The organism is Treponema sp. OMZ 798, from assembly GCF_024181385.1.
Taxonomy (GTDB): domain Bacteria; phylum Spirochaetota; class Spirochaetia; order Treponematales; family Treponemataceae; genus Treponema_B.
Map to the genome: position 1 here is coordinate 2,864,627 of NZ_CP051305.1, position 17,901 is coordinate 2,882,527.

At 37.0% G+C, this 17,901-nt stretch carries 22 protein-coding genes, 1 tRNA gene and 1 pseudogene; 4 read left to right on the top strand and 20 right to left on the bottom strand.

Annotation, left to right across the window (positions count from 1 at the left end):
- Positions 1-2: 2 nt before the first annotated feature.
- On the bottom strand, positions 3-461 hold the full coding sequence (locus E4O07_RS13240; protein ID WP_253686581.1) for a hypothetical protein: 459 nt from the start codon (positions 459-461) through the stop codon (positions 3-5).
- 83 nt (positions 462-544) lie between these two features.
- Between E4O07_RS13240 and E4O07_RS13245 the strand changes: the two genes are divergently transcribed.
- Positions 545-616, top strand: a tRNA-Cys gene (locus E4O07_RS13245).
- A 99-nt stretch (positions 617-715) separates the two neighbouring features.
- On the opposite strand, the gene E4O07_RS13250 is transcribed toward E4O07_RS13245, so the two are convergent.
- The 7 genes and pseudogenes from E4O07_RS13250 to E4O07_RS13280 form a co-directional block, all read right to left on the bottom strand.
- On the bottom strand, positions 716-1,906 hold the full coding sequence (locus tag E4O07_RS13250) for a TraB/GumN family protein (protein ID WP_253686583.1): 1,191 nt from the start codon (positions 1,904-1,906) through the stop codon (positions 716-718).
- On the bottom strand, positions 1,879-2,877 hold the full coding sequence (locus E4O07_RS13255; RefSeq protein ID WP_253686585.1) for a DHH family phosphoesterase: 999 nt from the start codon (positions 2,875-2,877) through the stop codon (positions 1,879-1,881). Before E4O07_RS13255 ends, E4O07_RS13250 begins: the two co-directional genes overlap by 28 nt.
- A 53-nt stretch (positions 2,878-2,930) precedes the next feature.
- A complete protein-coding gene (locus E4O07_RS13260; protein WP_253686587.1) occupies positions 2,931-3,710 on the bottom strand; it encodes a hypothetical protein in 780 nt (259 codons plus the stop codon).
- A gap of 29 nt (positions 3,711-3,739) precedes the next feature.
- Positions 3,740-4,474, bottom strand: a complete 735-nt coding sequence (locus E4O07_RS13265) for a hypothetical protein (RefSeq protein ID WP_253686589.1) — start codon at positions 4,472-4,474, stop codon at positions 3,740-3,742.
- A gap of 107 nt (positions 4,475-4,581) precedes the next feature.
- On the bottom strand, positions 4,582-5,418 hold the full coding sequence (locus E4O07_RS13270) for a PD-(D/E)XK nuclease family protein (RefSeq protein ID WP_002666880.1): 837 nt from the start codon (positions 5,416-5,418) through the stop codon (positions 4,582-4,584).
- Positions 5,419-5,484: 66 nt separating this feature from the next.
- Entirely contained in the window at positions 5,485-5,910 is a 426-nt protein-coding gene (locus E4O07_RS13275) for an HIT family protein (RefSeq protein ID WP_253686591.1), read from the bottom strand.
- 616 nt (positions 5,911-6,526) lie between these two features.
- Positions 6,527-6,667, bottom strand: a pseudogene (locus E4O07_RS13280) (beta-ketoacyl-[acyl-carrier-protein] synthase II); the annotation flags it as partial.
- A gap of 41 nt (positions 6,668-6,708) precedes the next feature.
- On the opposite strand from E4O07_RS13280, the gene E4O07_RS13285 reads away from it, so the two are divergent.
- Positions 6,709-6,972, top strand: coding sequence for a plasmid mobilization protein (locus E4O07_RS13285; protein WP_253686593.1), 264 nt, complete (start codon positions 6,709-6,711; stop codon positions 6,970-6,972).
- Positions 6,973-7,059: 87 nt separating this feature from the next.
- Here E4O07_RS13285 and E4O07_RS13545 read toward each other — a convergent pair whose 3' ends face one another.
- From E4O07_RS13545 to fabF, 11 genes are all read right to left on the bottom strand, one after another.
- Positions 7,060-7,314 (bottom strand): hypothetical protein, encoded by a 255-nt coding sequence (locus E4O07_RS13545; RefSeq protein WP_371921987.1) that lies wholly within the window; start codon positions 7,312-7,314, stop codon positions 7,060-7,062.
- Between the two features lie 74 nt (positions 7,315-7,388).
- Positions 7,389-7,673, bottom strand: a complete 285-nt coding sequence (locus tag E4O07_RS13290) for an Imm32 family immunity protein (RefSeq protein ID WP_253683246.1) — start codon at positions 7,671-7,673, stop codon at positions 7,389-7,391.
- The gene (locus tag E4O07_RS13460) at positions 7,673-8,731 is read right to left on the bottom strand and encodes an RHS repeat domain-containing protein (protein WP_305879948.1); all 1,059 of its coding nucleotides are present in this window, start codon (positions 8,729-8,731) and stop codon (positions 7,673-7,675) included. The genes E4O07_RS13290 and E4O07_RS13460 overlap by 1 nt, the downstream gene beginning before the upstream one ends.
- Entirely contained in the window at positions 8,691-9,161 is a 471-nt protein-coding gene (imm9, locus tag E4O07_RS13550) for an Imm9 family immunity protein (RefSeq protein ID WP_371921933.1), read from the bottom strand. The genes E4O07_RS13460 and imm9 overlap by 41 nt, the downstream gene beginning before the upstream one ends.
- The gene (locus E4O07_RS13300; protein ID WP_253686595.1) at positions 9,158-9,670 is read right to left on the bottom strand and encodes a hypothetical protein; all 513 of its coding nucleotides are present in this window, start codon (positions 9,668-9,670) and stop codon (positions 9,158-9,160) included. Before E4O07_RS13300 ends, imm9 begins: the two co-directional genes overlap by 4 nt.
- Before the next feature lie 2 nt (positions 9,671-9,672).
- Positions 9,673-9,810, bottom strand: coding sequence for a hypothetical protein (locus E4O07_RS13305; RefSeq protein WP_253683243.1), 138 nt, complete (start codon positions 9,808-9,810; stop codon positions 9,673-9,675).
- Positions 9,811-9,819: 9 nt separating this feature from the next.
- Positions 9,820-10,239 (bottom strand): putative toxin-antitoxin system toxin component, PIN family, encoded by a 420-nt coding sequence (locus E4O07_RS13310; RefSeq protein WP_002680893.1) that lies wholly within the window; start codon positions 10,237-10,239, stop codon positions 9,820-9,822.
- Positions 10,236-10,484: an AbrB/MazE/SpoVT family DNA-binding domain-containing protein gene (locus E4O07_RS13315; RefSeq protein ID WP_002666876.1), complete on the bottom strand. Its 249-nt coding sequence runs from the start codon at positions 10,482-10,484 to the stop codon at positions 10,236-10,238. Before E4O07_RS13315 ends, E4O07_RS13310 begins: the two co-directional genes overlap by 4 nt.
- A 428-nt stretch (positions 10,485-10,912) precedes the next feature.
- Entirely contained in the window at positions 10,913-11,515 is a 603-nt protein-coding gene (locus E4O07_RS13320) for a HEPN domain-containing protein (RefSeq protein ID WP_253686597.1), read from the bottom strand.
- Between the two features lie 3 nt (positions 11,516-11,518).
- Positions 11,519-12,634, bottom strand: coding sequence for a DUF262 domain-containing protein (locus tag E4O07_RS13325; protein ID WP_253686599.1), 1,116 nt, complete (start codon positions 12,632-12,634; stop codon positions 11,519-11,521).
- A gap of 172 nt (positions 12,635-12,806) precedes the next feature.
- On the bottom strand, positions 12,807-14,042 hold the full coding sequence (fabF, locus tag E4O07_RS13330; RefSeq protein ID WP_253686601.1) for a beta-ketoacyl-ACP synthase II: 1,236 nt from the start codon (positions 14,040-14,042) through the stop codon (positions 12,807-12,809).
- A 184-nt stretch (positions 14,043-14,226) separates the two neighbouring features.
- On the opposite strand from fabF, the gene E4O07_RS13335 reads away from it, so the two are divergent.
- Positions 14,227-15,081, top strand: a complete 855-nt coding sequence (locus E4O07_RS13335) for an Rpn family recombination-promoting nuclease/putative transposase (protein ID WP_253686603.1) — start codon at positions 14,227-14,229, stop codon at positions 15,079-15,081.
- A 4-nt stretch (positions 15,082-15,085) separates the two neighbouring features.
- Here the strand turns inward: E4O07_RS13335 and E4O07_RS13340 are convergent, their stop codons facing one another.
- Complete coding sequence (locus tag E4O07_RS13340) at positions 15,086-16,738, bottom strand: AMP-binding protein (RefSeq protein WP_253686605.1); 1,653 nt, start codon at positions 16,736-16,738, stop codon at positions 15,086-15,088.
- Positions 16,739-16,824: 86 nt separating this feature from the next.
- Between E4O07_RS13340 and E4O07_RS13345 the strand changes: the two genes are divergently transcribed.
- Entirely contained in the window at positions 16,825-17,898 is a 1,074-nt protein-coding gene (locus E4O07_RS13345; RefSeq protein ID WP_253686607.1) for a biotin--[acetyl-CoA-carboxylase] ligase, read from the top strand.
- The last annotated feature ends 3 nt before the right edge of the window (positions 17,899-17,901 follow it).

The window sequence follows — 17,901 nt, forward strand, 5'->3', positions numbered from 1 at the left end:
ATTTATTCCAGCCAGTAAACCTTATCGGGTGCTCTTTCCGTAAGGAAAAAATTTTCATATCGTTTTGATGATTCTACACGAATATCGTCAGGAAAATATGTCGAATGCAAGAACCAAACGACGTCCAGCAGATCTCCAAAGGAGTCGGAGCATGAATACCTGTAGTAAAGCTCTATATCGTCATCTTCCAATATTTTTCTTCTTTCGGGATCTATTTTTGTATCGGGGTCGATTGCTTCCCGTATATTGCTTCTTAAACCTCCGTACCACGCGTGGGTTACCGATAAAAGATTGAGGTGCTTTTCCTTATCCATTTTGTACAGCTCGTAAACACCAGAAACGGCGGGAACTGCACGGTTTATCTTGTATTTATCGGCCTTTGTAAGAGGCGACCATGTAAGAATATAATGAGGTTTGTTCTTAAATATTTTCTTTATTATAACAGGTTCCATTTCAAACATATCTGTCATTATACTATTTTTTTATTAAAATTGCTATAAGGCCTTGTCAAAGTTTGTATTTTTTGATATACTATCTAAACTTCGGCGCCGTACCCAAGTGGTAAGGGACAGGTCTGCAAAACCTTCATTCATCAGTTCGATTCTGATCGGCGCCTTTTTCCATTTTTTAGTTTTTTTTTCATAATGGGAACCTCCTTTACAGAGGTTCCCCTCCTTTTTTATAAGCCTTATAGCCTATATTCATGTTGGCATTCTTATTTAATCAGATTTGCAATAAGGGCAGGAACCGTTATAAATGTTCCTATCGAGCTTCCAAGCGAAGAAAGAATAAAAACAAGCAGAACCTTTGTTATTCTGTTTTTATACCAGCCTGAAAAGGTGCCGGCATCGTTTGTGAGGTTTTCCATGTCTTTTACCTGAGGCTTTTTTGCCCAAGCCTGTACCAGTCCCGAAATCATTCCTATACCCAAAAGAGGGTTGATAGTCGTAAATGGGGCTCCCAAAAAGGATGCAAGGATAGCGAGAGGATGGCCGAGTGCAATTAAGGCACCGATTGCCGCAAGTCCTCCGTTCCAGAGTACAAAGGATAAAAGCATTTGTCCGGTTTTTATGCCGCCTCCCTTAAAGAAGCCGAGAATGATTAAGCCTATTATAACTACCGGAAATATCCAAGAGGCTGCCTTGCTTGCGGTACTTTTGGGAGGGATTACCTCAATGTCTGATACGTCTGTTGTTTTTGTACCAGCCTCAAGTTCTTTTATAAAGCGTTCCGTTCCGGGAAGATGTCCTGCCCCCAAGACGGCTACGATTTTTTTTCCGCCGCTTTCCCAAATTTTTGATGCAAGATAGCGGTCTCTTTCATCGATTAAGACGCCTTTTATGTTTGGAAGGTACTCTGCCATTTCCTGCATCATATTGTCCATTGCGCTTTGATTTTTTAATTTTTCGATTTCGGCTTCATCAAGTTTTTCGTTGGAAAAGGCGGCGCTTAAAAGAGTTGCCAAGAGCTTCGATCTGCCCCAGCCGCGGTTTTTTGCCCAAGCTCGTTTTAAGGTTGTGTGAATCGGGCGGTCAACCATTTCGGTTTTTATGTTTAGTTCTTGAGAAACTTCGATTGCCGCCTTCATTTCATCTCCGGGTTTTACACCGAGGTCGGTTCCGAGTTTTTTTTGAAAGGAGGATAAAACAAGGTTTGCAAGGAGTAAAAAGCCTTTGCCTTCCCGCAATACTTGGGAAATATTTATTTGCTGCCATGCATCTTTTGAGGTTAGGGATTTGTATCTTCCTTCATCCAATTCTACACATACACAATCGGGATTTTCTTTTCGAATTGTAGATTCAACATCCTTAATACTTTCTTTAGAAACATGTGCTGTTCCTAAAAGAATAATTTCGCGGTCCTTTAAAAGAATACGCTTTAAAGTTTTTTCATTATTTTCGTCCACAGTGATTCCTTTCTGTCTGAATTTGCAAGCTCAACGATTGAGCCTAAAAGTATTTTTTTTCCGGGATATTTTTTAGAGTCGATTATTCCTCCGGCCATATGTGCATGTCCGCCTCCTCTTCCTATACCGCTTAGAGCTTCTTTAACAAGATAACCTGCATCGAGGGTTTTATCGCGGCTTCTGGCAGATAGTTTGTATTCGTCTCCGTTTGTTTCTATTACGATAACAAAAGAAATATCCTTGATCCAAATTAAAAAATCTGCTACAACCGACAAAATAGCTCTCGAATAGTCTTTGCTTAATTCCACCAAGAGGAAGTTTCCTATCTGAAAATAATCGGTAAATGCCCTGCCTATTTCTTCGAGTTCACCAATGTGTATTGTCGTTTTAATCATTTGATACATTGTCTGAACATCGGATTTAAAATAAAGTTCATAATAGGCATCCATATCAAGATGATTGACTCGTCTTGATAAAAATGATGTATCAAGCTGAATACCTGCAATCATTGCAGTAGCCGTTATTCTGTCATATTCTTTACCGCTTTCTTTCCAGTATGACCAGATAATTGAGCAGCAGGCTCCCATTTCGGGTCTTATGTCCATGTATGCTGCAGTGGATTTTGTGCGGGGAGGATGATGGTCTATAATGGCTTTTAGGACTCCTCCAACCTTTGAAACCGTAGCTTTAAAGGGAGAGCCGTCTACAATTATAACTTGATATTTTTTGAGATCTTCAATTTCTTCTACTTTTAAAAGAGGGTTATTTAGATATTTGACGAATTCGATCAAGGGAAGACTTTGAACGAGTCCTCCGTAAGCTATTTCTGTTGTATAGCCGTAATTTTCTAAAAGTTTTGAAAGAGCATAGGCCGCTCCTATTGCATCATGATCGGGAAAATCATGAGTTTGTACAAGTACCGGTTGATCTTTGTTTAAAACCGAGCAAAGCGTAGATAATTTTTCTTCCATAAAATAATCCTAAATTATGGGAATAATATATCATAAAAAAAAGTGTTTTTCAATCAGGTTTGCACCTGGTTATTTTTAATAAGTTTTTTTCTTTTAAATAAAAATAAAATTGCAAATAAAGGTATTGAAAAACTTATATTCCATGCTGCATATGGGCTTGCCGCCATTGCTGATGCAGATAAAAAATAAATAGCAAAAAAAGATAAATTTATACTGCCTGTTGTCCAGTTTATTGAGACAGAAAATATGCCAAACAAGATTAAAATACACCATAATACTTTCTTTTTAAACTTAGGAGTTTTTATACATAAAACAAAAATAAATATGGAGTATAACGGCATTAAAATTGCGAGTAAAAGAATAGTAATGTGTTTCCATGTTTTATCTTTTAATGTGAATTTGTTTATGTTTTTTTGTGAATCAGGAGCCGCTGTTATACGAAAGCCCTGTAGTATTAGCGTGTTTTCTTTTTTAAAGTTTAAGGATATAATTCGAAATTCTTTATTTTGATATTCATATTCAAATAAAAACTCATAATAAGTTTGCTCATTTAGTATTTTTTTATGTGAGCCTAACATTATGATATTACTTACTTTTGAATTTGGGATAAGTGTTTCAATATTATTAAATGTTTCTTGCGTAAGCTGTTTTTTTATATTTTCATCTGAATTTTCATATATAAAGTTAAAATCTTTTTCTTTAAATTTAGATATATATTCTTTTGCAATCTCTATCTCCTCATGCGGAGCTATTATACTTACTATATTATTATAACTGCATGAAAAGACCGGAAATAACGATAACAATAAAAGTAAATTTTTAAGATTTTTCATTTTTGCCCTCAATTTAATACTCTTAATAATTATAGATAAATCTCCTTTTCCGGATATTCTTGCTCGATTGACTTTAATTTTGTTTTTTTATTTAAATCAATATCATACAAAAAAAACGTCAAAACCGTTCCATCATGTTCAGTGAATAAAAGTTGGTTGTTGTCTGTAATTCTAACCTTATATACCGAGTTTGAAACTTGAATTAAATTTTTACCGTCATAATCGGAAACGTATAAGGCTACATTATCCTTTGTATTTAGAGTTTTATCGTTGTTTGTGTCTTCATTTACAACAGCATAAATATTTTTATCGCAAGAAATGTTATTTCTGTTTGAGCTTTCAGCAAATCGATATCTATATATAAAAATATTTGATTCAAATAGGTTATACTCTTCGTAATTTTTATCTTTTATAAAAATTAAGTTTGTAATTCCTTCATTACCGGATTTTGCCGAAAAACTTGGGCTTGATTTAAGAGAAACTTTAGGTATATCATCATACAGCCCATCGGCTTTTATTTTAGAGCTTTTAAGGTTAAAAATAAAAACATCTTTTATCTTTTCGTTGAATTCTATATATTCCCGTATTTCTTCTTTAGTTTCGTCTTCAACAATCGCGACTTCATTTGATACGCTGCGGCGGCTTCTAAATGGGTCAAATATACTTATCATAATAATAACCCATGTAACAATTCCTAAAATCGAGAAAATAAAAATCAACACAAAATCAATTTTTTTGATTAATTCAAACGATATTTTTTTCATTTTATATCTCCTACGCTTATGAATATTATATTAGCATTATTGTATATCTTTTGAGCAAGAAGTACAAGATGACGATAAAATAATAAATTATTATCGGGAAGTGTATATTATGCAAATTCTAGATCAGAAAAACTTACGCTTATAGCTGAATTTTGATTGAATTTTTTATATATTGGTTTTTTCAATATTAGCGGATTATCCAAAACATAGATGTATGCTTTATCATCATCAGAATTATAAATACGAGAACGAGGGGTTTTAGGCGGTATAATTTCTTTTACGGGATATAATTTTTTTATCAATACTTTTTTTGCATCTGTATCCCATTCACGAATCCCGATAAATATTGGTTGGTGATAATTGTCATTTCTATAAACAAGGTCTTCCTCTATTCTTTTGATCTCAGCATCTTTATTGATGACAACCGCCCATATGTCTATATCCGATATTTTCATATTTTGACTCCCTGTAAGATAACTATCAAATTCATCTGCGATATTTATAGTTATGTTGTATTTTTTGATTACTTCATATATTTCTTTCCATTCTTTATACAGAATCTTTACATTAGTGTTTGCTGAAAATTCAATTTGATTATTATACTGTGTTAGCAATATAAGAATCTTTTTCGGCTGACTGTAATTTTCAAGAATTTTTAAATACCTATTCATTTGATCTTGTCCAACAGTGCTTAGCCCTATTTTAGTTTCTATAACTATTGCATAATTCTTGCTTAAACAAAGGATATCAAAACGTGCAGAACCAAAACTGGGCTCATAATAAACTTCTAGTGTCTTAACATCTTCCTTTTTAAATTTAAAGTTTTCGCCTTTTATAATTTCTCGAATTACCCTATAGTCAGAATAAAATAAGCAAGCCAAAGTTCTTGATAAACCGGTTTCTTTACGATTGTATAAATCAAACAATGATTTTATTTTTTCCATTTTTTCTCCATGCTTAAAGTATTGCTATAGCACACACAAAAAATTATAAAGGTATACTGTTTTACTTTACAAATTTTCTCGTATTTCCTTAGCTACTCTTTCTAATTCTTCTCTATTCGGCTTGTGATTATAGTACCTTTCAGAAAACTGTAGTTTAAATCCGTCATCTTTATATCTTGGGAAACAGTGTATATGAGCATGGCTCACTTCTTGAAAGGCCGCTTCTCCATCTGCTAAAAAATAGTTAATACCCTCACATTTTATTTTAGACTGACGTATTGCTTTGTTAATTTTATTTGTTACCATAAACATTTTAGATGTTATCTTGTCATCGATTTTATATATGTATTGTTCGTGTATTTTGGGAATTATTAATACATGGCCTGCGTTTACAGGCTGAATATCCAAAAATGCTAAGCAATCATCATCTTCATAAATCTTACTTGCGGGTATTTCGCCTTTAATAATTTTACAAAATATACAATTATCCATTTTTGCTGTCTCCTATTTAGATTATATTCTTAACAAAACTTCTTCATCCTTAATCCTACATCAATACCTTATTTTTTTCAAGTAAGAAAAAAGCATTTGTGTGTCCACAAACCAGAGAATGTACCCATAGTTACAGAGTAAAAGCCATAGCAAAATCTAACTCAGCATGGCTATGCTGTATGGCAGATAAATGATAGCTGAACAATGATTATACTGAATCGGACTAAACTAATCTTTAAGAGGACAAATAATGGGAGAGGTCAAATGGCAATTCAAGATTTTATTCGTGCGGAGGGTTTAATACCCCGACGCTTTGCGTCGTAACAAAGGGTATTAAAGCCGACTGCAACCACCTTATGAGAACATACAGTGCGAAACATTGAGCACTGTACCCCGATGCTCTGCGTCTGGGTATGTTGATTAAAACTCATAACACAGATTATCCACATTAGAAGAGACAATAGCTATTATGAAAACTAATATACACGATACTGATGATTAAAAAATATTTCCAAGGCCATGTCTTTTTCAACCAACAAAAAACCGTTCAAAATGTTGGAAGTCCATACATTCTGAACGGTTTTAGCTTATCTGATTAGAGCTTTTTAAAAAGCCCTTACTTTATCTTTTTAAAGACGGCAACACCGTTATGGCCTCCGAAACCGAGAGAGCCTGAGGCGGCACAGTTTATTTCGCCTTTGACACCCTTGTTCGGAACATAGTCCAAATCGCATCCTGCTCCAAGAGAAGGTCGAGAGGCTCTACCGAAAGTCGGGAGCGAAGACCAAGAGCGACTATGTGAGAGCCCGAGTCTTAGGCGAGCCGTTCAAGGTTATTACAAAGGACAAGTCCACTGAGAAGCATCTCCGTGAATTGTCTTCCATCATCGCCTCTATCCAGCAGATCGGCATCCTCTACAACGAAGCCGTGAAGACGCTGAACAGCTACCACTCCGTAGCCACGGCTCAACGAATGCTCGCCAAGCTCGAGAAGTATTCCGTGCTCCTCATTAAGCTACAAGAGCAAGCGATAGCTCTAAGGGAGGATTTAAGAACCCAATGACTTTTCTTCGCCTCGCTTACTCGGCGGATAATTCTAATCAGTAGGATTACCTACAATCCCAATACGAGTCGTACTATCTTGAGAGTATTATGGCTTATAGATTCCAGCTTTTAACGCTTCCACAAATTCCACCCCATAAATAGAAGCTTCCAAGCAAGCTTTTCGAAACTCATCAGTACAAAATAGCCTGTTGAAGAAGTAGCTACTATCTGTCATAAATACCTGTTGGGATATATCTGTCCTTAAGTGTAGCTCTATAGGCTTCTTTATAAAGCCTTTCTTGTCATAAACAATATTAGATGACGTATGGTTAATTAAGTCTGTATAATTATAGAAGCGGATGTAGTAGTACTCTTTTTTTTTATTATCACCTTGTCGTTCTAGAAAGTCGCAATTTTACTACTCTCCATACTTCTTCACTTAAGATCGTCATTCTCTATTTTACGAATAACAAAACTCTTACCTTCTTCATTTAAGGAGTACAATTCATCTAGGTGGATATGATATGTCATATCCACCTCCTCCATTTTAGCTATACCTAAGATGCTCCTTGCTAGAAGCTGTAATCCGATTTCATTACCCAAAATTTCAATCTCACCTCCTATAGGTGAGATCTGAAAGGAAAGATAACAACCTGACTTGGGTGTAATATACGGGATCCCCTCTTCGTTATAGCGAACCGTTATGCTTCTTTTTTTCATCAATCCTCCAATGCCTTTTTAAGAGCGTCTTGGACACGAGAATTCTGTGCTACTTTTTTAGGAAGTTTTTCTTGTGCCTGTCCAACAGTCAACCCTGATATGTTTATACACTGTTCTTTTTTTGTTCCCCGATTGATGTGTACATGGGGACCATGGCTATCAACATGTATTTCTACTTGATTGTGGGCAACCTTCTGCCTTGAGAATACCGTGACGCTAGAATTAACATCCTCACCTGTTTTTTTGCTCTTATATGTTAACCCCAACACATCCAGCCAGCTATTGCTATCTTCTACATAGTTATGCAGTGCTAACGTTCCACTAGCAAATCGTATCGGGTCTTCCGAAATATATCTCCCCAATTCTGGTGAGTAGTACCTGAAACGGTTGTAAGCCAGCTCCGTCTCGTGGTCGTAGTACTGTCCTTGGAAGAGGAATGGGATGCGTATCTGCTCGCTGTATGGGGCATTCCTGTCGTACACCTCCTCCAGTATCTTACCGTTCATATCGAGTCTGCGATGCCAAACCTCCTTGCCCTCGACGTTGTACGCCTCCGTTGGCGTGCCTAACTGGTCGGTAACGATGCTGTACACCTTGCCATTGAGGAGCAGTGCCATCGGCACGAAGCTCTCCTCCTCAAAGACCCAAGTCCTGAGGTCAAGCTCGTAGTGCTGCCAGCCGTCGTCCTTCCATTCCCTGCCAGAGTTCCACTCGGTATGCAACGGCACATTGCCGTTCCATACCCAATGGGTGTATTCACTGGCGAGCTTGCTGAGACGACGCCCCAAGGCATCGTAGGTAAACTCTACCCAGTTCGACCTATGAGGCGCCTTAACCGCCTTAAGCGTCCCGTTCTGATTCCACTCATACCGCCAGCGTTCACGCTTCGTGTCCCACCACTTGCCTGAGCCTTTGTACTTCTCGGTAAGCTGTCCATCCTTGTCATACTCGAAGTGCCACTCGCCCGACTGCTCGATCTTACCCCCTTGGAGGTACTTGCGGAGCTTGCGTTCGGGGTCATAAAGGGCATTTGCTGAATTTAATCCGATGCCCACCACATGTTACACCTTTGGTAAAAAGTAGAATTAGTGCTTTTGTCGCTGCGTCGACAATGTAGTCCTCTATTGTATTATAACTTGAGTAATCTATCTCTTCTACGAAATAAAAGTGCCTACTGTCTGATATCGGATTCCATAAAGACCATTCTACTTTTCGAAGTCCCCATAGAGCTTGTTTATGACTAGGAATGGAGATTGAGATAAATAAGCGATACCGATCTCCCCAGCGAAAAGAACGTTTAGCTACCCCAACCCTATCCGAGGCTCTGGTCATAACGGAAATAACCAAAGATCTTCCTCCTATATCAAGTTCTTTCACAAGTCTATCTACTATCTCACTAAACCGAACTTCTACAGCCTGCAGATCAATTTCTAGGCTTGTTAAGTTTGATATTTCACTTGGAAATGATATCTCAATATGCTCCTTCATGACTTTTTCAACGCCTTTTTGACTCTGTCAGAGATCGCTATTCTCGTTGGGAAGAAAAACGCCTCAGAGGAACCAACAATTGGGACAATCGAGTATTTTTTTATCTTCTCCGCAGAGAGTACTGCTTTAATCAATATGCTCTTATTCACCCCATAAAGAGAACTGTCTTCATTAAGTATATCAAGAGTTCTAGTGAATTTTGGAGCAAAATAACGATACTGATTTCTTGACTGAACTACGGACACTTCGTACCATTCAATTCCTTCCTCGCCTGTCATTAATTCATCTATGATATTTCGAACTTGTTCTGAGAATAATGGTACACCCAAGTCATCGGCGATATAGTCGTCCAATGACATTTTTGGGGATAGTCTGTATTGGAATGGAAATCTTCTGTTAGATTCGATTGCCTCCATCCAGTCTATAAGTGTTTTTTTCCCATCTGGAGAGATAGCTAGGGGTGTTGAGGAAGTTTCCTCTTCGGGGAATTGTATTTGCCACCATTTCATATTTATATCCATCCTGTTTTTCGTAATAAGTCGGGGTTGTTTCTTACGGGGTCCTTCACTCGAACTTCGAACTCCTGTAAAAAAGTCTTCTTTTTTTGTCCACGAGGGGCTTGCGATGCAATTTGGTCTGCAGCTTTCATATTTACCTCCTAAATATATCCATACTTTTCAGCAATCAATTCGAAATATTTTGATGGTGTAAAAATTAACGGTTTATCAATTTTTACATCTTCAAAATCCTTGTCTCCCGTAATCAAAATATCTGAATCAGATAAAATTGCGGATACAAGAACCGGCAAATCTTTTATATCACGAACTTTTGGATATTTATTTTCATCAATTGTATCGGGACTCTTAAATTCTTCAAAAGTAATTCCATCAAAGAAAATACCCAATAACTCTTTTTTAAATGGAAATTTATTTTCAAAAACTTTTTTGCATTCTTCCTTTGTATATGAAGAAATTATTACCGTATGATTTTCAAGCAAATGAGAAAAAACTTTAGCAACCTTACCATCAGGGAAAAGTATCGCAGAAATCACAATGTTTGAATCTATGAAAATCCTCAACTCTTTTTCCTTAGCTCTTTAATATAAGCAATAACGTCATCTTCTGTTTGAAAGCCGGCTTTTTCTGCTTCTCCTTGCATTTGAGTCTGAATATTTGCTAAAGTTATTTGAGAAGCATTTGTAATATAAACTTTTCCTCTGCTTTCTTCAAAAAAAACTTTATCGCCGGTTTTTAATCCGAGCATATTTCTTATCGCAAGCGGAATTGTAATCTGACCTTTCGATGTTAGTTTTGCAAGTTCCATAAAACACCTCCTTACTTTCCTTACTAATACTATTATATAATAATTAATTACTTTCTGTCAATAATTTGTATTTAATATTTTGTGTATGATATATTTATTTCAAACGAGAATTAATTTGTTGCTATTTGAAGAACCCATGATTGTAGATTCAATACTCTTTTTAAAGAAATACTTTTTTTCTCTCTGTTTTGCCATATCTTGTTTAAAATAATTACAGCATAAGAGTAATATTTTTTGATATTCTTTATTCAAAATATATTCTCCAAGTAATGATGGCCTCTATTTTTGTAATTGCCTTCTTTTTTGCAATTTCAAATCAATATCTCTGATATCATTTTTATTTAGTATTTGATTTATAATGTTTTTATTGTTCCTGCGCTCTTTTCTTTACCCTATTATTTTCTTTCTAAAAATTCTAAGATACTTACCTATTCTAATGGCCAATTTATGATCTTTCTTGCAGAGCAATTTCTTCTTCGTTTGCAGAGTTTTCGGTTCATAGTATATCTCTTTATTCTATGTAGTTTTACTATTTTCTTAACTTGCAAATTAGTTTGATCTTTTGCGGGCTTTAAAATTGTGTTGTCAGTTAATTTTTGTAATTTCTCAAATAATTCTTTATATTCATCCATCGTTATTGCTATTTGAATTTCTCCAGAGGCCCCATGTGCATATTTATTTCTTATTTCATAAACCTTTTTATAGCTAGACGAATAGTAGTCAATATCTTCAACTCCTAAAGATACTAAATATTTGGCCATCAAAGATTTAGAGGGAATATTTGATGAATTATTAAAAGCTCCATAAACTAAATTAGAATCTACTGCTTTATCTTTCAAAGCTTTTCTGATTGTAAAAACAAAAAAATTGCATAAATGAATTGTGGCAAATTTTATAATTAAATCTTGGCTAACAGCATCAGTTATATTGTTAAATTCAGTAAAAGAATTAATCAAACTTGTTATTTCTGAAGAAGTAATTAAATATGCATTTTCCCACTCAACGAATTTTTTATTTTTTTCACAATCCATAATTTATTTATTTTTTATAAAATATTTTTCTGAAAAACAAATAATTTCCATTAAGTTCTTTGATGATGAGGCTCTTCTTGAATTTTCGATAAATTCTTTCCATTCATTTGTTTCAATCATTTTAATAGAAATCTCTTGGATTTTATTTGGATCAACACTATTAGTTTCTAGCAACTTTCCGATTACTATCCAATAAACTAAAAACATATAACCATTAAAATTTTTTTTAGGAGAAAAGGTTCTACTATCAAAACACTTACACATCATTGCAAAACTTCTTTCAAATAAAATCTTTAATTTATCTTTTGAGTGCTTTTCAAAATTTCGATTATTTTTCAGCTCTTTATCTAAAAAACTTTTCATTGATCCCTTAAATTCTCCGGCTGTATAATACAATGAAAAGAAACGTAAAATCAACTCTGAAATTCCTCCAGTTACATCACTTAATCTAAAAATATTTAACCACTCATATTTTTGCGCATAATTAGATATAAAATCTGCATAATTACCATGATAAACACATAAACGAATTTGTTGAGGATTTAAAGGCGTTGCACCAGTATTAATTCTTTCAAAAACTAAATACATGCTAGAATTATCATCAGTTGGCTTTATCTGTTTTAAATTTATTATATAAATATAGGTATTTAAAATTCTTTTTTGCTGTTGTGGAGATAAATCTTTAAAACATCTTCCTTTCCAGTCGGGATGAATTTTTTTTCCTGTTAGAGAAAAATTTTCTTTACTTATATCTTTACTTATTGGAGCAATAGCTTGATGCGCTTTTTTTTCTGGAAAATAGCCCTCTACAAAATAAAACAGCGACAGTAATCTTTGTTGACCATCGATCACTAAATATCTTTGAGATTCTTCTTCATAAAAGAAAAAACTTGGACTTGGAAGACCTCTTAAAACAGAATCTATAAACATTGAAGCCCCATCTTTTGTCCATACATAATTTCTTTGAAAAGATGGAATTATTATATCTTTTGATTTATACCTACGAATCAAACCTTCAACATCCATATTGAAATGATATGGGGTTAAATCATAATAAAAATCACCGGAATCTTCTTCTAATTCTTCAACAAAAATTTCATCTGTAATTTTTTTACTCATAATTTCTTCACTTTGAGTGTCGAAGGTATTATTCTAACACCAATTGCCACTCCTATCTCCATTCTACCTCAAAAACTCATCTTTTTCAAGTAATAAAAACCGTTCAAAATGTTGGAAGTCCATACATTCTAAACGGTTTTATCTCATCCGTTTACCGCTTTTTAAAAAGCCCTTACCTTATCTTTTTGAAGATGGCAACGCCGTTATGGCCTCCGAAACCGAGGGAGCCTGAGGCGGCACAGTTTATTTCGCCTTTGACGCCCTTGTTCGGAACATAGTCCAAATCGCAGCCAGCTTCAAGGTCGGGTTCGGTTAGGTTTATGGTCGGGGGATAAAATCCTTCTTCCATTGCCTTTATACAGAAGATAGCTTCAAGAGCTCCTGCGGCACCTAAGCAGTGGCCTATCATCGACTTGGTTGAAGAAACCTTCATTTTATACGCATGGTCTCCGAAAGCTTTTTTAATCATGGCCGTTTCTGCAGGGTCGTTAATCGGTGTCGAGGTTCCGTGAGCATTATAGTATTGAACTTCTTCAGGTTTTACGCCTGCATCGGCTAGTGCGTTTGTGATGGCCAATGCTCCTCCGTCACCTGAGGGGTCGGGGCTGGTTAAGTGGTAGGCATCGGAGGAAGCTCCATAACCTGCAAATTCTGCATATATTTTAGCTCCCCTCTTTTTTGCATGTTCATATTCTTCAAGAATGAGAATGCCGGAGCCTTCGCCCATTACAAAGCCTGAACGCTTTTTATCGAAGGGGCAGCAAGCCTTGGCAGGATCGCCTGAGGCGAGGGTTTGTAGAATCGTAAAACCGCTTATACCGAAACCGGTAATTGTAGCTTCCGTACCGCCCGATACGCATATATCGAGCCTTCCTGAGCGGACAAGGTCTAAAGCGTTTCCGAGAGCATCGGTACCGGAAGCGCAGGCTGTGGCCAAGGTCCAAGACGGGCCCTTTATACCGAACTGCATACTTATATTTCCGGCCGCCTCATTCGGAATAAGAAGAGGAACAGTCATCGGCGGAATACGATCCGGAGCGACCTGAAAGTATTTTTTAAAGGCTTCTTGGTAGATTTCAAAACCTCCTATACCGTTTCCGAGTATTATACCTGTGCGGTTTGCATCGATGTTTTCTTTTGAAAGACCTGCATCCTTCATTGCCTGTGAAGCTGCGGCTACGGCAAATTGAGTAAACCGAGCCATTTTACGGGCATCTTTTTTATCCATAAATTGTGAAGCGTCAAAGTTTTTTACTTCTGCCGCTATCTGAATCTTAAAATCGGAACAATCAAATTGGGTAATGTTTCCGATTCCGCATTTACCTGCTTTGATTCCTTCCCATGTTTCATCCAGGGTGTTTCCTATGGGGGTTACGGCACCGAGGCCTGTAATTACAACTCTTCTCATATAAACTCCTTTTTTATGTCAGTCTGTCTACATAACAACTTTTATAGAACAAAGTCTACTTGCTTTCGGCCTGTGTGTCAAGGCCGGTTTTTCTGAAGCCGCGGAAATCAATTTTGCAATAAAAATGTATTCTCTTACAAAACTTGCCAATCTATGTTATAATAAAATCAGTGAGGAAACGGCTATGAGTACGTCAAACAGAAAATACAAGGATTCGGTTTTTGTTGATTTGTTCAGCGAAGATGAAAGGGCAAAAGAGAATTTTTTATCTCTTTATAATGCTTTACACGGAACGGAACTTAAAGCTACGGAAGCTTTAAAAAACATCCGCCTTGATCAAGTTTTGTATATGACATTTTACAATGATGTATCATACCTCGTGGATAACAAAATAATAGTACTTGCTGAACATCAATCAACAATAAATTCTAATATGCCTTTACGCTGCCTTGAATATGTCAGCCGCCTTTATGAAACTCTATTTGAATCAAAAGAAAAATACAGCCGTAAGCTATTAAAAATTCCAACTCCAGAGTTTTATGTCTTTTACAATGGAGAAGAAAGCTATCCTTCTGATAAAATACTGAAACTATCGGATGCTTTTATAGAAAAGACAACGGAAACTAATCTTGAGTTAACTGTTAAAGTAATAAACATAAATCAACAAAACCGTCATCCTATATTGGAAAACTGTAAAATGATGCAGGAATATAGTATATTTGTAGAAACGGTAAGGAAATGGAAAGAAATAGATCCGCAAAAAGGTTTTGAAAAAGCTGTTGAAGAATGTATACAAAATAATATTTTGCGTGAATATTTAAAGCGCAAGACCAAGGAGGTAATTAACATGTTACTAGCCGAATATGATTATGAAACAGATATAGCCGTACAACGGGCAGAAGAACGGGAAATAGCCTTTGCCGAGGGCTCATACCAAAAATCACTCGAAACGGCAAAAAATTTGCTTGAAATGGGTTTTAGCTCAGATTCTATTATAAAAGCGACAGGTTTAACCCTAAAAGAAATAGAAGCTTTATAAAGTATCAATCCTTTCGGCTTCTGATTGCAGCCCTGCTTATCTTGCCGTTATGAGTTTTAGGCAAAGTTTCTACAAATTCGAGAGAACGCGGGGACTTGTAGAGGGCAGCATTTTTCTTTGCAAAGAACATAAGCTCTTTTTCTAAGGCTTGGCTCTCTCGATAGGTTTTGTTTAAAACAACAAAGGCCTTTACCGCCTGGCCTCTTTTCGGGTCGGGTACGCCTGTTACCGCACATTCAAAGACTGCCGGATGCTGGAGAAGAACCGACTCCACCTCAAAGGGGCTTATACGAAAACCGGAGCTTTTTATAAGGTCATCGGTTCTGCCTTCAAACCAAAAATAACCGTCTTCATCCATATAGGCGGCGTCCCCCGTGTGGTAAACTCCGTCCTTAAAAACCTCGGCCGTTTTTTCTTCATTTTTATAATAGCCTCCGAACATTCCGAAGGGAACCTTTTTATCCAAACGCAAGATGATTTCTCCCGATTCTCCTGCCTTGCAAGAAGATCCGTCGGGGCGGATAATATCTATCTCATAGCCGGGGGCAGGCTTTCCCATTGAACCTGGTTTTATTTTCATGCCGGGGAAGGTTCCCGTTGTGAGGGTAAGCTCTGTTTGCCCGTAGCCTTCCCGCAGTTCTATTCCGGTCTTTTCTTTAAAGGTATTGAAGATGTATATGCTAAGGGCTTCACCTGCCGTTGTACATTCTTCCAATGAGGATAAATCGTAATCGTCTATTTTTTCACGGATTAAGTACCTGTAAACCGTGGGCGGAGCGCAAAAGGAAGTTATTTTGTATTTCGATAATTTTTCGAGCATGTTTTTAGGGATGAACATTTTCATGTCGTACACAAAGATAGCACAGCCGCAAAGCCATTGCCCGTAGATCTTTCCCCACATGGCCTTAGCCCAGCCCGTTTCCGCAACGCTCAAATGCCTTCCGCCTTCTTTGACATTTTGCCAAAACTTTGCCGTTGCTATGTGCCCGAGCGGATATAGAAAATTATGTTCTACCATTTTGGGATTACCCGAAGTACCTGATGTAAAGTACAAAAGGGCCGTATCCTTTCCGCAAGGATAGGCTTCTCCTGCGGGGGGCATAAACTCATCGCTCATATTTTTTACAAGCTTATCAAAGGAAATCCAGCCTTCCATCTCGTCATGAACCCAGACAAGGAGGGGCTTATTATAGGCGGATTCGGCAGCTTTTTGAATTTCTTCCTGCAAGTTTTTTTCTTGTACGGCCATGACCATTTTTATATTGGCGGATTGAATTCTGTACTCAATGTCGTGGGCTGCAAGCTGAACCGTCGCGGGGACGGCTATGGCTCCGATCTTGTGCAGGGCCGGAAGAACGAACCAAAACTCGTATCTTCTTCTCAAAAAAAGCAAAACCGTGTCGCCTTTTCCTATCCCCATCGCCTTAAAAAAGTTTGCCGTCTTATTTATTTGTTTTGCCAATTCTCCGAACGAAAAAATCCTTTCTTCGGTTTCGTCGCACCAGACGAGGGCTTCCGTTTCAGGGCTTTCCTTCGCCATTCTATCTATTATGTCATAAGCAAAATTAAAATTTTCGGGAGCTTTGACTGAAAAAGAGTTATGTACGGTTTCCCAATCATCGCTTTCAATATAGTTTATATATTCTTTATAAAACATAGTTTCACCCTATAAAATAATAGACAAGGCTGTTTCCAAAAGGTTGCAATAGAAAAAAAAGGAAAAATATGCTAGAATTTGGTTTTATGGGAGAGCTTATATCAAGGACAACGAGCGATATCCTTTTGGATATGCTGATAGAACAAAACGGAAAACCTCTTTCGGGCGAAGAAGCTGCTTTGCGCTTGGGGCTTTCGCGGGTTTCCGTTTGGAAGGCCGTACAAAAACTGCGGAGTGAAGGCTATGATATCGAAGGCGGAAAGAACAAGGGCTATGTCCTAAAGTCTTCTTCCGATGTGTTAAACGCTTTTTTTATCGAAAAGAACTTATCCCGCCTTGCCGAATCTGTTTGCGGCAGCAAAATCGAAGTTTTTAAGACAATAGATTCTACAAACACCGAGGCGAAAAGGCGGTTGAATTCTTCTAATAATGCAGAGTCTCTCCATGGAACTCTTCTTTTTGCTGAGCATCAAACTGCAGGGAGGGGCCGCTTTTCGCGAAATTTTTATTCGCCTGAAGGAGCAGGCCTCTATTTTAGTCTTATTTTCTGTCCATATCTTCCTGCAAAGAATAAAAAGGAAGCTCCCGATCCAAGCCTTTATACGGCAATTTCGGCAGTAATCATTTGCCGCTGTTTACAGGAATTGGCCTTTGCTCCAAAAATAAAATGGGTAAACGATATTTATCTCAACGGAAAAAAAATCTGCGGCATTTTAAGCGAAGGAATTATCGATATGGAAACCTCTTCAGTACAGGCCGTAATTATAGGCATAGGCCTCAACGTAAAAGAATCGAATTTTCCTCCCGAACTTAAAAACAAAGCCGGAGCACTTTTTAGTGAGACTTTCTCTCTTTCCGGTAAAGAGTGTATTCCGTTTAAAGAAACTTCTTCCTTCAGCCGAAACGCCTTGGCTTCTTCTATTATATCGAGTCTAATCGAAGCTCTTTACGGCCTTCAGTCTAAAGAGAAATTAATGGAAGAATATAAGGGCCTATCCCTCCTTACAGGAAAAAATGTGAGGGTTTTGCCCTTTACCGGTGCCCCCTATGAAGCCTTGGTTCTTGGAATCAGCGATTTAGGTCATCTTATTATAGAAAACGAAGAAGGAAAAAAGGGAGAGCTGATTTCGGGTGAGGTGAGTTTGGAGTTTGAGTCTTGAAAA

Coding starts and splice junctions, on each gene's coding strand:
- E4O07_RS13305 (WP_253683243.1), bottom strand. CDS start 9,810: ATGAAAGCTGCAGACCAAATTGCATCGCAAGCCCCTCGTGGACAAAAA.
- imm9 (WP_371921933.1), bottom strand. CDS start 9,161: ATGAAGGAGCATATTGAGATATCATTTCCAAGTGAAATATCAAACTTA.
- E4O07_RS13270 (WP_002666880.1), bottom strand. CDS start 5,418: ATGGAAAAAATAAAATCATTGTTTGATTTATACAATCGTAAAGAAACC.
- E4O07_RS13325 (WP_253686599.1), bottom strand. CDS start 12,634: ATGAGTAAAAAAATTACAGATGAAATTTTTGTTGAAGAATTAGAAGAA.
- E4O07_RS13315 (WP_002666876.1), bottom strand. CDS start 10,484: ATGGAACTTGCAAAACTAACATCGAAAGGTCAGATTACAATTCCGCTT.
- E4O07_RS13320 (WP_253686597.1), bottom strand. CDS start 11,515: ATGGATTGTGAAAAAAATAAAAAATTCGTTGAGTGGGAAAATGCATAT.
- E4O07_RS13290 (WP_253683246.1), bottom strand. CDS start 7,673: ATGAAAAAAAGAAGCATAACGGTTCGCTATAACGAAGAGGGGATCCCG.
- E4O07_RS13260 (WP_253686587.1), bottom strand. CDS start 3,710: ATGAAAAATCTTAAAAATTTACTTTTATTGTTATCGTTATTTCCGGTC.
- E4O07_RS13335 (WP_253686603.1), top strand. CDS start 14,227: ATGAGTACGTCAAACAGAAAATACAAGGATTCGGTTTTTGTTGATTTG.
- E4O07_RS13275 (WP_253686591.1), bottom strand. CDS start 5,910: ATGGATAATTGTATATTTTGTAAAATTATTAAAGGCGAAATACCCGCA.
- E4O07_RS13340 (WP_253686605.1), bottom strand. CDS start 16,738: ATGTTTTATAAAGAATATATAAACTATATTGAAAGCGATGATTGGGAA.
- E4O07_RS13300 (WP_253686595.1), bottom strand. CDS start 9,670: ATGAAATGGTGGCAAATACAATTCCCCGAAGAGGAAACTTCCTCAACA.
- E4O07_RS13255 (WP_253686585.1), bottom strand. CDS start 2,877: ATGGAAGAAAAATTATCTACGCTTTGCTCGGTTTTAAACAAAGATCAA.
- E4O07_RS13240 (WP_253686581.1), bottom strand. CDS start 461: ATGTTTGAAATGGAACCTGTTATAATAAAGAAAATATTTAAGAACAAA.
- E4O07_RS13345 (WP_253686607.1), top strand. CDS start 16,825: ATGGGAGAGCTTATATCAAGGACAACGAGCGATATCCTTTTGGATATG.
- E4O07_RS13265 (WP_253686589.1), bottom strand. CDS start 4,474: ATGAAAAAAATATCGTTTGAATTAATCAAAAAAATTGATTTTGTGTTG.
- fabF (WP_253686601.1), bottom strand. CDS start 14,042: ATGAGAAGAGTTGTAATTACAGGCCTCGGTGCCGTAACCCCCATAGGA.